At 67.6% G+C, this 13,743-nt stretch carries 14 protein-coding genes; 10 read left to right on the top strand and 4 right to left on the bottom strand.

What is annotated here, in order from left to right:
• The first annotated feature begins 16 nt into the window (after window positions 1–16).
• Window positions 17–454: a hypothetical protein gene (locus G4G00_RS12680; protein ID WP_164274080.1), complete on the top strand. Its 438-nt coding sequence runs from the start codon at window positions 17–19 to the stop codon at window positions 452–454.
• A gap of 132 nt (window positions 455–586) precedes the next feature.
• Here G4G00_RS12680 and G4G00_RS12675 read toward each other — a convergent pair whose 3' ends face one another.
• Window positions 587–1,954, bottom strand: coding sequence for a short-chain fatty acyl-CoA regulator family protein (locus G4G00_RS12675; protein WP_164274077.1), 1,368 nt, complete (start codon window positions 1,952–1,954; stop codon window positions 587–589).
• A gap of 114 nt (window positions 1,955–2,068) precedes the next feature.
• On the opposite strand from G4G00_RS12675, the gene G4G00_RS12670 reads away from it, so the two are divergent.
• From G4G00_RS12670 to mmsB, 5 genes are read left to right on the top strand one after another with little or no spacing between them, the layout of a single operon-like run.
• On the top strand, window positions 2,069–3,574 hold the full coding sequence (locus G4G00_RS12670; RefSeq protein WP_108751851.1) for a CoA-acylating methylmalonate-semialdehyde dehydrogenase: 1,506 nt from the start codon (window positions 2,069–2,071) through the stop codon (window positions 3,572–3,574).
• 14 nt (window positions 3,575–3,588) lie between these two features.
• Window positions 3,589–4,755: an acyl-CoA dehydrogenase family protein gene (locus G4G00_RS12665; protein WP_164274075.1), complete on the top strand. Its 1,167-nt coding sequence runs from the start codon at window positions 3,589–3,591 to the stop codon at window positions 4,753–4,755.
• Window positions 4,752–5,549, top strand: a complete 798-nt coding sequence (locus tag G4G00_RS12660; RefSeq protein ID WP_164274072.1) for an enoyl-CoA hydratase — start codon at window positions 4,752–4,754, stop codon at window positions 5,547–5,549. Before G4G00_RS12665 ends, G4G00_RS12660 begins: the two co-directional genes overlap by 4 nt.
• Window positions 5,546–6,721 carry an enoyl-CoA hydratase/isomerase family protein gene (locus tag G4G00_RS12655; protein ID WP_164274069.1) on the top strand — a complete coding sequence of 392 codons (1,176 nt, stop codon included), beginning with the start codon at window positions 5,546–5,548 and terminating at the stop codon, window positions 6,719–6,721. Before G4G00_RS12660 ends, G4G00_RS12655 begins: the two co-directional genes overlap by 4 nt.
• Window positions 6,718–7,608: a 3-hydroxyisobutyrate dehydrogenase gene (gene mmsB / locus G4G00_RS12650; protein WP_164274066.1), complete on the top strand. Its 891-nt coding sequence runs from the start codon at window positions 6,718–6,720 to the stop codon at window positions 7,606–7,608. Before G4G00_RS12655 ends, mmsB begins: the two co-directional genes overlap by 4 nt.
• A gap of 213 nt (window positions 7,609–7,821) precedes the next feature.
• Here mmsB and G4G00_RS12645 read toward each other — a convergent pair whose 3' ends face one another.
• Together G4G00_RS12645 and G4G00_RS12640 are read right to left on the bottom strand one after the other, a co-directional pair.
• Window positions 7,822–8,247, bottom strand: coding sequence for an organic hydroperoxide resistance protein (locus tag G4G00_RS12645; protein WP_004153735.1), 426 nt, complete (start codon window positions 8,245–8,247; stop codon window positions 7,822–7,824).
• 109 nt (window positions 8,248–8,356) lie between these two features.
• Window positions 8,357–9,337 carry a cation transporter gene (locus G4G00_RS12640; RefSeq protein WP_164274063.1) on the bottom strand — a complete coding sequence of 327 codons (981 nt, stop codon included), beginning with the start codon at window positions 9,335–9,337 and terminating at the stop codon, window positions 8,357–8,359.
• A 169-nt stretch (window positions 9,338–9,506) separates the two neighbouring features.
• Between G4G00_RS12640 and G4G00_RS12635 the strand changes: the two genes are divergently transcribed.
• Both G4G00_RS12635 and G4G00_RS12630 read left to right on the top strand, forming a co-directional pair.
• Window positions 9,507–10,961 (top strand): SulP family inorganic anion transporter, encoded by a 1,455-nt coding sequence (locus tag G4G00_RS12635; protein WP_108755127.1) that lies wholly within the window; start codon window positions 9,507–9,509, stop codon window positions 10,959–10,961.
• A 103-nt stretch (window positions 10,962–11,064) separates the two neighbouring features.
• Window positions 11,065–11,535 (top strand): hypothetical protein, encoded by a 471-nt coding sequence (locus G4G00_RS12630; RefSeq protein ID WP_164274060.1) that lies wholly within the window; start codon window positions 11,065–11,067, stop codon window positions 11,533–11,535.
• A gap of 46 nt (window positions 11,536–11,581) precedes the next feature.
• Here G4G00_RS12630 and G4G00_RS12625 read toward each other — a convergent pair whose 3' ends face one another.
• Window positions 11,582–11,977, bottom strand: a complete 396-nt coding sequence (locus G4G00_RS12625; protein ID WP_240336151.1) for a lysozyme inhibitor LprI family protein — start codon at window positions 11,975–11,977, stop codon at window positions 11,582–11,584.
• 269 nt (window positions 11,978–12,246) lie between these two features.
• Here G4G00_RS12625 and G4G00_RS12620 point away from each other — a divergent pair, with 269 nt between their 5' ends.
• Both G4G00_RS12620 and G4G00_RS12615 read left to right on the top strand, forming a co-directional pair.
• Window positions 12,247–13,095, top strand: coding sequence for a hypothetical protein (locus G4G00_RS12620; RefSeq protein ID WP_164274055.1), 849 nt, complete (start codon window positions 12,247–12,249; stop codon window positions 13,093–13,095).
• Window positions 13,096–13,120: 25 nt separating this feature from the next.
• Window positions 13,121–13,720 (top strand): lysozyme inhibitor LprI family protein, encoded by a 600-nt coding sequence (locus G4G00_RS12615; protein ID WP_164274052.1) that lies wholly within the window; start codon window positions 13,121–13,123, stop codon window positions 13,718–13,720.
• The last annotated feature ends 23 nt before the right edge of the window (window positions 13,721–13,743 follow it).

Genomic DNA, 13,743 nt, shown 5'->3' with positions numbered 1-13,743 from the left:
CTGCAAGGAGCTGTGGATGTCTGCCCGCCAGGAACTGCTGGAACTGCTTGAACGCCTCGATGCCCGCGACCCGGAGCACCTGCCGGTGGTGCCACTGGCCGCGTACTTCGAAGGCAATGATTTCGAAGAATGCATCGCGCCCAACCAATGGGGTTTCGGTCGCCCGCCGATTGCCGAGCTGTACGCGCGCCTGGCCGCGATTGCCGAAAAGCCCGAAGTGGAAGGCGTGTATGTAGGCCTGCACCAGGACTGGGGCAGCGCATTGGAAGACGACAGCGAATGGCCTGCCGCCGAGAACGTGCACGTGCTGACCCGCGCCGACGTCGAGATCGTAGAAGGTTGGCTGCAGGGTCTGGAATGTGACGGCGTGGGCGAAGGCTGGCCCTACGGCCAGCACATCGACGCCCCCGTACCCTCGCAAGGCCACCGCGTGCTGACCGTGTATTGGGATTAGTAGATCCACGCCACGCGTGGATGCATTTCGCGCACGGCCAGAGCGTGCCCACCAAGGTGGGCACCTACCTGTTGCTTCAGTCGAGCATGGCTCGACTCTACGGGGGGTGCAGGGCGCAGCCCTGCCGAGAACCTATCTCCCCGGCAACTGCACGAACGCGCGCTGCATGCAGTCCTCGCGCGGGCATACGCGGCAGCCCGGCCCGATCGACACCGAATTGCCCGGGCTCTGCACATCCAGCCCCAGGGAATACACCAGCCGCTCGGCATGCTGCAGGTCGCAGCCCAGTGCCACCGCGAAGGTCTTGCGCGGCTGGCCATGCCCCACCGGCCCGCTGCTGACCTGCCGCGCCAGCCAGAAATGGCGACGCCCATCGGGCATGCGCGCGGTCTGCGTCAGGATGCGCCCGGGCTGGTTGAACGCCTCGTAGACGATCCACAGCGGGCACGAACCGCCCACCTGTGAGAAATGGAAATCGGTGGCCGAATGGCGCTTGGACACATTGCCGGCACGGTCCACGCGAATGAAGAAGAACGGCAGCCCGGGCGCACTGCGCCGCGCCAGCGTGCTCAGCCGGTGGCAGACCGCTTCGAACCCCACGCCGAACTGGTGTGCCAGCAGTTCAATGTCGTAACTGCTGGCCTCGGCCGCGCGCAGGAACTGCATGTACGGCATCACCAGCGCACCGGCGAAGTAGTTGGAAAGGCCGATCCGCGCCTGCGCGATACGCGCGTCATCGTGGAAGCCCGCGCGCGCCACCACCGCATCGATCTGCGGCAGGTAGCCGCGCAGGGCCAGCTCGGCCGCCATCTGGAACGCCTGCTGGCCCGGTTCCAGATAATCCGGCAGCCACAGCGTGCGGCTGCCGGCGTCGTACTGGCGCTTCTCGCGCCCGGCCTGCAGCGCGGCCACTTCCACCAGTACGCCGTGGCGGTCGGCCAGCAGCTGGCGCAGGCGCGGCGCCACGTGGCCCGGTGCCAGCCCCCATTCGGCGAACAGGCGCTCGGCCAGTTCGTCCAGTTCGGGAATGTGGTTGTGCATGCGGTTGAAGAACTCGCGCACCTGGTCACCGGCCGGCAGGATGCTGCCGGCGCCGGGCTCACCCAGCTGGAACTCCAGTGCGGCGGCATGCTCGCGCAGGGCCAGGTGGCGGCGGTGCAGGTCCAGCAGGGCGCGGCTGACCTGCGGCAGATTGCCGGCCAGTGCCCGCAGCTCGGTGGCACTGACATCGGCCAGGCCCAGGTCGCGCAGGGTTTCGCCCAGCGACTCCTGCAGTGCAGCGGGCTCATCGTCGTCGAACAGGGCGGAAACATCGCCCAATACCTCGCCCAGCTTCTGCTGTACGGCCGGCGTCAGCGGGCGCTTGTTGCGCTCGATCTGGTTCAGGTAGCTGGCCGACAGGCCCAAGGCGCGGGCCAGATCCACCTGGCTGTAGCCGCGCTGCTCGCGCATCCGCAGCAGGCGCAGGCCCAATTGGCGCTGGGAGGGCTGGAAATTCACAGAATTAACAGGAATCGTCTGGCGTGTTGGCCAGATTAAGCGGATTCAGGCCGGAAATCGAGGTGGGTGCTGTGAATAATGCCAAGCATCTTTCGAGCCCGTGGGATTGTCGTCATGACTGTTGCAGCGCCCCGTATCCGCATGCTGATCGATGGCCAGTTCATCGAATCGGCCACCTCCCACTGGCAGGACGTGGTCAACCCGGCCACCCAGGACGTGCTGGCGCAGGTGCCGTTCGCCACCACCAGCGAAGTGGATGCCGCCGTGGCCGCCGCCAAGGAAGCCTTCAAGACCTGGCGCAAGACCCCGATCGGTACCCGCGCGCGCATCTTCCTGAAGTACCAGCAGCTGATCCGCGAAAACATGAGCGAGCTGGCCCACATCCTCACCGCCGAACAGGGCAAGACCCTGCCGGACGCTGAAGGCGATGTGTTCCGCGGCCTGGAAGTGGTCGAGCACGCCGCCGCCATCGGCAACCTGCAGCTGGGCGAGCTGGCCAACAACGTGGCCAATGGCGTGGATACCTACACGATCATGCAGCCGCTGGGCGTGTGCGCCGGCATCACCCCGTTCAACTTCCCGGCGATGATTCCGCTGTGGATGTTCCCGATGGCGATTGCAACGGGCAACACCTTCATCCTCAAGCCGTCCGAGCAGGACCCGATGGTGACCATGCGCCTGGTCGAACTGGCGCTGGAAGCCGGCATTCCCAAGGGCGTGCTGAACGTCGTCCACGGCGGCGAAGAAGTGGTCAATGCGATCTGCGACCACCCGGACATCAAGGCCGTGTCGTTCGTTGGTTCCACCCGCGTCGGCACCCACGTCTACAACCGTGCCTCGCTGGCCGGCAAGCGCGTGCAGTGCATGATGGGCGCCAAGAACCACGCCGTGGTGCTGCCGGACGCCAACAAGGAACAGACCCTCAACGCGATGGTCGGCGCCGCCTTCGGTGCGGCCGGCCAGCGCTGCATGGCCGCCTCCACCCTGGTGCTGGTGGGTGAGGCGCGCGGCTGGGTGCAGGACCTGGTGGCCAAGGCGCAGACCCTGAAGGTCAGCGGCGGCACCGTGGCCGGCACCGATGTCGGCCCGGTCATTTCCTGCAGCGCCCGCGAGCGCGTGGAAGGCCTGATCGCCTCGGGCGTGGAGCAGGGTGCCAAGCTGGTGCTCGATGGCCGCAAGCCGCAGGTGGATGGCTTTGAGAAGGGCAACTTCGTCGGCCCGACCATCTTTGCCGGTGTCACCACCGACATGCGCATCTACCAGGAAGAAATCTTCGGGCCGGTGCTGGTGATCCTGGAAGCGGAAACGCTGGAAGACGCCATCGCGATGGTCAACGGCAACCCCAACGGCAACGGCACCGCACTGTTCACCCAGTCCGGCGCGGCCGCGCGCAAGTTCCAGGAAGACATTGACGTGGGCCAGGTCGGCATCAACGTGCCGATTCCGGTGCCGGTGCCGCTGTTCTCGTTCACCGGTTCGCGCGCGTCCAAGCTGGGCGACCTGGGCCCGTACGGCAAGCAGGTGGTGCTGTTCTACACCCAGACCAAGACCGTCACCGCTCGCTGGTTCGATGACGAGACGCTGAGCCACGGCGTCAACACCACCATCAGCCTGAAGTAAGGGCGGGAGCAGCCATGAGCCACTCGATGACGACGGACCAGGAAGAAGCGCAGCAGGCGTACCGCGAAGCCGCGCGTGACTTCGCACAGGCCGAACTAGCGCCGCACGCCGCGCGATGGGATGCGGAGGGCATCTTTCCGCGCGAGGCGATCGCCAAGGCCGGTGAACTGGGCTTCTGCGGTCTGTACATGGACCCGGAAGTGGGCGGCAGCGGCCTGAGCCGTCTGGACGCCGCCGTCGTCATCGAGGAGCTCGCCAACGTCGATCCGTCGACTGCGGCGTACATCAGCATCCACAACATGGCCTCGTGGATGGTGTCCAAGTGGGGCCAGGACGCACTGCGCGACGCGTGGGGCACCGATCTGTCATCCGGCAGCAAGCTGGCCTCGTACTGCCTGACCGAGCCGGGCGCCGGTTCCGATGCGGCGTCGCTGAAGACCACCGCCGTGCGCGATGGCGACGTGTATGTGCTGAACGGTTCCAAGGCCTTCATTTCCGGCGCCGGTGCCACCGAGCTGCTGGTGGTGATGGCGCGTACCGGCGGTGCCGGTGCCGGCGGCGTCAGCGCCATCGCGGTGCCGGCCGACCTGCCGGGCATCAGCTATGGCCGCAAGGAAGAGAAGATGGGCTGGAACAGCCAGCCCACCCGTGGCATCACCTTCGAAAACGTGCGCGTGCCGGTCAGCCACCTTCTGGGAGAGGAAGGCGGCGGCTTCAAGCTGGCGATGAAGGGGCTGGACGGCGGCCGCATCAACATCGCCGCCTGTTCGCTGGGTGCGGCGCAGGGCGCGCTGGATGCCGCACGCCGCTACATGGGCGAGCGTCGCCAGTTCGGCAAGGCGCTGGCCGATTTCCAGGCGCTGCAGTTCAAGCTGGCCGACATGGCCATCGAACTGGTGGCCGCGCGGCAGATGGTGCATTCGGCCGCGCGCAAGCTCGACGCCGGCGCCAGCGACGCCAACGTGTGGTGTGCGATGGCCAAGCGCTTCGCCACCGATGCCGGTTTCAAGATCTGCAACGAAGCGCTGCAGATCCACGGCGGCTACGGCTACATCCGCGAATACCCGATCGAGCGCCTGCTGCGCGACAGCCGCGTGCACCAGATCCTGGAAGGCACCAACGAGATCATGCGGGTGATCGTGGCCCGCCACCTGCTCAACACCGAAGAGGAACTGCGATGAAGGATTGGCGTACCCAGGAGCACGTGGGCCTGAAGGTCGAGGCCGATGGCCACACCGCCGTGGTCACCCTGCACAACCCGCCGGCGCACACCTGGACCGTGCACAGCCTGTCCGCGCTGCGCGACCTGGTGGGCGCGCTCAATGCAGACCGCGACATCTACTCGCTGGTGATCACCGGTGACGGCGAGAAGTTCTTCTCCGCCGGCGCTGATCTGAACCAGTTCGCCTCGGGCGACAAGGCCGCCGCACGCGAAGCCGCACGCCGTTTCGGCGAAGCCTTCGAAGCGCTGTCCGGTTTCCGTGGCGTGTCCATCGCCGCCATCAACGGCTACGCCATGGGCGGTGGCCTGGAATGCGCGCTGGCCTGTGACCTGCGCATCATCGAAGACCACGCCCAGGTGGCACTGCCGGAGGCCACCGTCGGCCTGCTGCCGTGCGCCGGTGGCACCCAGAACCTGCCGCGCCTGGTCGGCGAGGGCTGGGCCAAGCGCATGATCCTGCTGGGTGAGCGCATCAATGCCGACACCGCACTGCGCATTGGCCTGGCCGAGGAAAAGGTCGGCAAGGGCGAATCCAAGGCATTGGCGCTGGAATGGGCGAAGAAGGCCGGCAAGCAGAGCCCGACCAGCATCGCCGCCTGCAAGACCCTGGTGCAGTCCACCCGTACCGGCAGCCACGCCGCGGCGCTGGTGGCCGAGCGCGAAGCCTTCGTCGATCTGTTCGACACGGCGGACCAGGTCGAGGGCGTGACCGCCTTCCTGGAAAAGCGCGCCGCGCAGTGGAAGAACGCATGAGCACCGACACCGTCGCCGACGAAGCACCGGTGCTGTTCGAAGCGCGCGTGGCCGGCAACGGCACGCGCATCGGCATTGCCACGCTGAATGCGCCGCGCACGCTCAACGGCTTCTCGCTGCCGATGGCGCACCTGCTGCTGAAGCAGCTCAACGCCTGGGCCGAGGATGACAGTATCGCGATGGTGGTGCTGCAGGGCGCTGGCGAAAAGGCCTTCTGCGCCGGTGGTGACCTGCACAGCCTGCACAAGGCCATGGTCGCCTTCCGCGACGCCGGCCACCGCGATATCCGCGACAACGCCTACGCTGCTGAATTCTTCGACGTCGAATACCGCGTTGATTACCTCATCCACACCTATCCCAAGCCGATCCTGTGCTGGGGCCATGGCATCGTAATGGGCGGGGGCATCGGCCTGATGTCCGGCGCCAGCCACCGCGTGGTCAGCGAGCGATCCAAGCTGGCCTTCCCGGAAATCACCGTGGGCCTGTTCCCCGATGTGGGTGGCAGCTGGCTGCTGCCGCGCGTGCCGGGCAGGGCCGGCCTGTTCCTGGCCCTGACCGGTGCGCTGTTGAACCCGGGCGATGCCATCTATGCCGGCCTGGCCGATCTGCACGTGGCCGAGGAGCGTCGCAGTGTGGTGTTCGACGCGCTGCTGCAGGTGGCATGGTCGAGCGATGCCGCACACAACCACGAACGCCTGAGCCAGCTGCTGCAGTCGCATGCCAGCGATGCCGCCACCGGCCCGCTGCTGGCCAATGCCGCGACGGTCGATGCGCTGTGCGAAGGCGATGATCTGCCCGTGATCATCAAGCGCATCAGCACGCTGCAGACCGACGATGCCTGGTTGCAGACGGCGCAGAAGACGCTCGCCGCCGGTGCACCCGGTTCGGCGCGGCTGGCCTTCGAACTGCAGCGGCACAGCGCCGGCCAGGACCTGGCCAGCGTCTATCGCCTGGAATACATCACCGCACTGCACTGCGCCGCCCATGGCGATTTCGCCGAAGGCATCCGCGCGCTGCTGATCGACAAGGACCGCAACCCGCAGTGGAACCCGGCCACCCTGGCCGAGGCCACCACCGCGTGGGCCGACACCTTCTTCGTTTCCCCCTGGGCCGACGCCGCGCATCCGCTGGCCGACCTGGGTACCCCCATGGCTGAAAGGAGCCTTGCATGAGCCGCATTGCATTCATCGGGTTGGGTAACATGGGTGGCCCGATGGCCGCCAACCTGGTCAAGAACGGCCACAGCGTACGCGTGTTCGATCTGGTGCCGGCCGCCGTGCAGGCGGCGGTCGATGCCGGTGCCAGTGCCGCCGCGTCGGCGCGCGAGACCCTGGCCGATGCCGAGGTCGTGGTCTCGATGCTGCCGGCCAGCCGCCATGTCGAGGGCGTGTACCTGGGTGACGATGGCATCCTGGCCGCCATTCCGGCCGGCGCGCTGGTCATCGACTGCAGCACGATCGCCCCGGCCAGTGCGCGCAAGGTGTCCGAAGCCGCCGCCGCACGCGGCCTGCAGATGATCGATGCGCCGGTTTCGGGCGGTACCGCCGGTGCCCAGGCCGGCACCCTTACCTTCATCGTCGGTGGCGAAGAGGACGCGCTGGAGCGCGCCCGCCCGGTGCTGCAGGCGATGGGCAAGAACATCTTCCACGTGGGCGCCAGCGGTGCCGGCCAGGTCGCCAAGCTGTGCAACAACATGGCGCTGGGCGTGATCATGGCGGTGACCGGCGAAGCCATCGCGCTGGGCGTGGCGCACGGCCTGGACCCGAAGGTGCTGTCGCAGATGATGGCGGTCAGCACCGGCCGCAGCTGGGCCACCGAAGTGTGCAACCCGTGGCCGGGCGTGCTGGAAAATGCGCCGGCGTCGCGCGGTTACAGCGGCGGCTTCGGCAGCGATCTGATGCTGAAGGACATGGGCCTGGCCGTGGAAGCGGCGATGAGCGTTGGCGCCTCGATCCCGCTGGGCGAAGTGGCCCGCAACCTGTACTCGATGAACCACCAGGCCGGCCGCGGTAAGCTGGATTTCTCCAGCGTGGTGCAGCTCATTACCAGCGACAAATAAGCGAATGCGTCCCCGGCCCTGTGCCGGGGCCCACCCGAGGTGGGATGGGCGGATGCCCGGTTTCGACCGGCATCCGCCCATTTTTTATTGCGGGGTCGGATCCCTTTCGCACAGCGAAAGGGCTCTGACCCCGATCCTGCGCAGGGGGGCAGTGGGGTCAGAGCCCTTTGCCAGTTGGCAAAGGGATCCGACCCCACCGACCCCTTGGCTGCATCAGGCAACGATCAGGGTCACGTCGATGTTGCCGCGGGTGGCGTTGGAGTACGGGCAGACGATGTGGGCCTTCTGCACCAGTTCTTCCACCTGCTCGCGCGGCACGCCCGGCACGTTGATGGTCAGTTCGGCTTCAATGCCGAAACCGGTCGGGATCTGGCCGATGCCGACCTTGCCGGTCACGGTGGTGTCGGCGGGCAGGGCGACCTTGGCCTGGCCGGCCACGAACTTCAGCGCGCCCAGGAAGCAGGCCGAGTAGCCGGCTGCGAACAGCTGCTCCGGGTTGGTGCCCGGGCCGCCGGCGCCGCCCAGCTCGCGCGGGGTGGACAGCTGGATGTCCAGCACGTTGTCGGACGAGACCGAACGGCCTTCACGGCCGCCGGTGGAGGTGGCCTGGGCGGTGTACAGAACCTTTTCGATGGACATGGGATGCTCCTGGTCAGTGGGTGGGTGTTTCGATGGAGCTACTTTGCCCGCTTTCCATGGACGATGGGTGACAGATCGTCCGTAAATATTGATGAATCGTCCGGTGGTGCTAGATCGTCCATTCGCGGTCGGTGGTGAACATGATGGTCAGCCAGCGGTCCGGCGAGGCATCGCCCAGCGCATCGCCGATCTCGTCACGCAGCCGGTCCCATTCCAGCAGCGCCCGCGGCGGGTCGTCCTCGCGCACCACGAAGAACAGCTCGATCTGCTCGCCACGCCCCACCTGCGCCACGTAGCTGCGGTGTTCGACGAAGCCATGCCGGGCCACGACGTCGCGCGCCACTGCATCCACGTGCGCCTGCAGTTCCGGCGGGGTGACCAGCAGGATGCCGGCCAGCGCCCGGCGCACCGTGCCCAGCGGGGCGATCATCACCAGCACGCAGACGAAGGCCAGGATGGCCGGGTCGATATACGGCCCCACCCACGCCAGCGAGGTGCCGCGCACCAGCACCCCGCCCAGGAACGCGACCAGGTAGCAGGCAGACATGCTGGTGGCGATCACCCAGTTCTTTGCGTCCAGCGCAATGAATTCCGAACCGATGCGACGGTTGGCGCGCACGATGAACCACGCCAGCGTGCCCTCGGCCACGATGGACAGGCCGGCGAAGATGATGGCCGGGCCCAGCGCGATATGCCGCCCACCAGACATCAGCGCATCCACCGCATTGACCAGTGCGTACAGCGCCGCGCCGATCATCAGCGTGCCGCTGACCCCCAGCACGATCGGCTCCAGGTGCCAGAAGCCCATGGTGAAGCGCTGGTTCAATCGCGACTGCAGCGCATCGGTATTGGTGGACAGGGCGATCAGCCGGGTTACCAGCAGTGACAGCCAGGTCATCACCACATCGATCAGGCCGTAGATGCCGTCGAAGATGATCAGCGAGGAATTGGCCAGCAGCCCGAATACCACGGCGGCGGCGGCCAGCAGCAGCGAGGCGGCGATGGACAGGCGCAGCACGCCCTGTTCACTGCTGGGATCGAAGAAACGGGGGCGGTCGGCGGCCATGCTTCCATTGTAGAGCCGGGCCATGCCTGCGCTATCCCCGCCGCGCCGCTTCCCGTAGACTGCGCCCCTCCCACGTACCGACCCCCCGGTAGAGTCGACCGTTGGTCGACTGCCAGTGATTGACTGGTTGTGATTGACCGCTCCTGATTGACAGCGCCACGTGGCCACGCCCGCGTTTGCGCGGAGTTTTCCCATGCAAACGTCCTATCCCCTGCGCCAGCAATGGCTCGGCAACATCCGTGGTGACCTGCTGTCCGGCATGGTCGTCGCCCTGGCCCTGATTCCCGAGGCCATCGCGTTCTCGCTCATTGCCGGGGTCGACCCCAAGGTGGGCCTGTACGCGGCGTTCTCCATCGCCGTGGTCACCGCCATTGCCGGTGGCCGCCCGGGCATGATCTCCGCCGCCACCGGCGCCATGGCCCTGGTCATGGTCGATCTGGTGAAGGACCACGGCCTGCAGTACCTGTTCGCCGCCAGCATCCTGGCCGGCCTGCTGCAGGTGCTGGCCGGCGTGTTCAAGCTGGGTTCGCTGATGCGCTTCGTATCGCGCTCGGTCATCACCGGCTTCGTCAACGCACTGGCCATCCTGATCTTCCTGGCGCAGATGCCGGAACTGATCGGCCGTGGCCCCACCGTGTACGTGCTGTGCGCGGCGGCACTGGCCATCATCTACCTGTTGCCGCGCATCACCCGCGCGGTGCCCTCGCCGCTGGTGGCGATCGTGGTGCTTACCGCAGCGGTCATCGGCTTCGGCATCGACGTGCGCAGCGTGGGCGACATGGGCCAGCTGCCCGACAGCCTGCCGCACTTCCTCATGCCGGATGTGCCCTTCACCTGGGAAACCCTGCGCATCCTGCTGCCGGTGTCGGCCACCCTGGCGGTGGTCGGGCTGCTGGAATCGATGATGACCCTGCAGATCGTCGAGGACATCACCGAAACGCCCAGTGAGCGCAACCGCGAATGCGTCGGCCAGGGCGTGGCCAACACGCTCACCGGTTTCCTCGGCGGCATGGCCGGCTGCGCGATGATCGGCCAGTCGGTCATCAACGTGACCTCCGGCGGGCGCGGCCGTCTGTCGTGCCTGGTGGCCGGCGTGCTGTTGCTGCTGCTGGTGGTGTACGGCAGCGACCTGGTGCGGCAGATTCCGATGGCCGCGCTGGTGGCGGTGATGATCATGGTCAGCATCGGCACCTTCAGCTGGCGCTCGCTGCGCGACCTGCGCACGCACCCGCGCAGTTCGTCGGCGGTGATGCTGCTGACCGTGGTGGTCACCGTGGCCACGCATGACCTGGCCAAGGGCGTGCTCAGCGGCGTGCTGCTGTCGGCGCTGTTCTTCGCACGCAAGGTCGGCCGCATGCTGGACGTGCAGCACGAAACCGTGGGCGACGAACAGGTCTACCGGGTGCGCGGCCAGGTGTTCTTCGCCTCGGCCGGCCAGCTGGGCGCGGCCTTCGATTACCAGCACGTGGCGCCGAAGGTGCAGATCGACCTGCGCGAGGCCCACCTGTGGGATCTGACCGCGGTGGCGGCGCTGGAACGCGCGCAGGAAAAGCTGGCCGCGCATGGCGCGCAGGTAACGGTGGTGGGCCTCAACGCCGCCAGCCAGACCCTGATCGAACAGGTGGGCGGTCGCGGCGGCGCGCACTGACCGCAGCCCGGGCGGCGGGAACCTGCAACCTTCCTGATTGAAACCCGCCGCTGCTCTGGCCATGATCGGTCTGTGCCATCACGCACACGCTCAAGGACGACCCATGACTGCACGCAAGGTATACGCCGGTTCGTTGCCACTGCTGCTGGCCCTCGGCCTGGCCGCACTGCCGGCCACGGTTGTCGCCGCGCCCGACGCCGCCACTACGACCACCATCGTCGAACACGTGTCCCACCATCGTGCGGGAACGCCAGAGGCGAAGGCGATCCTTGACTGGCTGGACCGTGTGCCCGACGCCAATCGCCGCATGATGGACCCGGAAACGCTGACCCTGCGCCAGCGCCAGGATGGGGCGACCTACACGGCACGGTGGGTGGAAGGCGCGCGGTTTCCGCTGCCCGCGTCGGGTGCGCCTGGCGAGCAGGTCACGCTGACTCATGAACGGCCGGGGGGCCAGGTCGAAACCTGGACCCTGCAGTGGGTGGCCACCGAGGGTGGCCGCTGGAAGCAGACCCACTACGAGTGGCACGGCCGCGCGCGCGCGGGCGAGTCCGGGCCTCCGCGGGCACGCTGAGGGATTGAAGGCCGGGCGTTGCAGTGGGCGCCCGGCCCCTGCCGGCTCAGTCCAGCAGTTGCAGGTACTTCTGCAGCTGATCGGCACGTGTGCTCAGGCGCAGCACATCGTCCAGCCCACTCTGCAGGTTGCCCACCTGCGAGTTGTCATACAGGGCGGTATCCAGCTCGTTGTCGCGGCTGCGCGACTGCAGCCATGCGCGCTGTGCATTCACCAGCTTGGTGCGGTTGTCGCCGCTCAGGCGGGCCTGCAGCTGCGTGTAGGCCTGGTTCAAGCGCTGGTCCTGGCGGGTGCTTTCCGCCGACAGGCACGCCGCCTGTTCGATCGCGCCCTGCGCGTTGTCGCTGCAGGTGGTGAACATGGGGCTGAGGCCGCTGGTGGCCGGCGCGGCACTGGCCGTGCCGATGGCCAGGGCGGCCACCATCAGAGCGGTCAGGGGCATGCTCATCCGTGTGTGCTGCTTCATCTGTTCTACGCATCCAGTCCATGGCGAGCGCCGAACTATAGCGGCTGGCCGGGGGGCGGGTCGTCAACGCGGGACGACCGCCGCCACGGCTGCCCCTGTAACGGGGATCTGCGACCGCCCTCACGCAACATGAATCCAGTCAGGCATCTGCTGCGGAGGCTGCCTTAGCATGGCTGGGTGATGGGGCCGACGGACGGCCCAGCCTGGTACGGCAGCTGCCGTCCACTCGCAGGGAGACGCAGGTGATGCTGGCAACGACAATCCGCACGGGCTACGAACAGATGCTGCTCGGCCGGCGCGTGGCATCGCTGCTGCTGTGCACGGCCCTGGCCGCCTGCCAGCCCGCAGCGCCCACGGCGTCGGCTGCAGCGTCCGCGCCGCCCCCCGCGCAGGCGCCCGCCGCCGCCCGTTATCCCGATGCGTCCTACAGCGCCGGGCGCCTGCGGCCGGCCTACTTCCGCTGCGTGGAAGGCGTGCAGCACGCGGGCACCCTGCAGGCCTGTGGCAGGGAAGAACTGGCCTACCATCAGAAGCATCTGCAGGCGACGACCGGCACCCTCGTGGCGGGATTGGATGGCGAGGCCAGCGCGGCCTTCGCGGCCACCGAAGCGGCGTGGCGCCGCGATACCGACCACTACTGCACCGCGGCCGCCAACGCCGCAGTGGATGCGCTGCAGGCCGCGCAGGAGTGCCGGCTGTCCCGCGTGGCCTACCGCGCCGATGCCCTGCTGGCGCACATCCGCCCACGCGATGCCTCCTTCACCCAGGCCTCGCTGCGCCCGCAGTACACCCGCTGTGTGCAGGAAGCCCGAGGCATGGATGACACGCTCGAGTCGTGCGATGCCGCCGAGTTTTCGTACCAACAGAAGCAGCTGGACGTGCAGGTGGCGCGCCTGATGGCCAGCCCGCACAGCCTGGCCAAGGACCGCTGGATGAACGAGCAGGCCTTCTGGGCCATAGACACCGGCAAGCGTTGCGCACCCATCAGTGACCATGTGGGTGCACGGCTGGACGCGCAGTCGTGCCGCATCAATCGCTACGCCAACCGTGCTGTCGAGCTGCAGGCGCACACGCTGGCACCGGGTCTTCAGTGATCCCGTTTTCAAGGAGAAATGAGCAATGAAGGCAATGACGCTTTTCCCGTGCATCGGTCGCGCGCTGTCCGCCCATGCCGGTGCGCTCGTGCTCGCCCTGGCGGTCGGCACGGGGCTGGCCGCGTGCAAGGACACATCGGTGGATGCGGCCGTGCCGGCTGCCCCCGTGGCCGCAGCTGCCACGACCAGCGCACCCGCCACGGCCCCGCAGGCAGCGCCCGCTGCACCCGGCACCACCACGTCGGCCGACGCCGATGATGATGACTTCCCGGCCGCGCGCCCGGATGACTCGTACAACAAGGCCACGCTGCGTCCGCAGTACACCGCCTGCGTGGATGCCTCCGACGGCGTGACGCCCGCCCTGCAGGCCTGCGGCGATGAAGAACTGCGCTACCAGGAAGACCGGTTGGCGCAGATCGTCGCAACGAAGGTGGCCAGCCCGGACAGCAAGGAGAAGGACGACTGGATGGACGCGCAGGCCGCCTGGTGGTCCGACACCGATCGCCACTGCAGCTGGGACCCGCGTACCGACGGCCAGGGCCAGATGCTGGATGCACAGTCCTGCCGCATCAACCGCGTGGCCAACCGCGTGGACCAGCTGAACGCTGCGACCCACCAGCCCTGAGCTGATCCCATCGAACCGCTTAC

The organism is Stenotrophomonas sp. B1-1 (assembly GCF_010894375.1).
Classification (GTDB): Bacteria; Pseudomonadota; Gammaproteobacteria; order Xanthomonadales; family Xanthomonadaceae; genus Stenotrophomonas.
The sequence above is the reverse complement of the archived record's forward strand: the minus strand, read 5'-3'. Positions and strand labels throughout refer to the sequence as shown.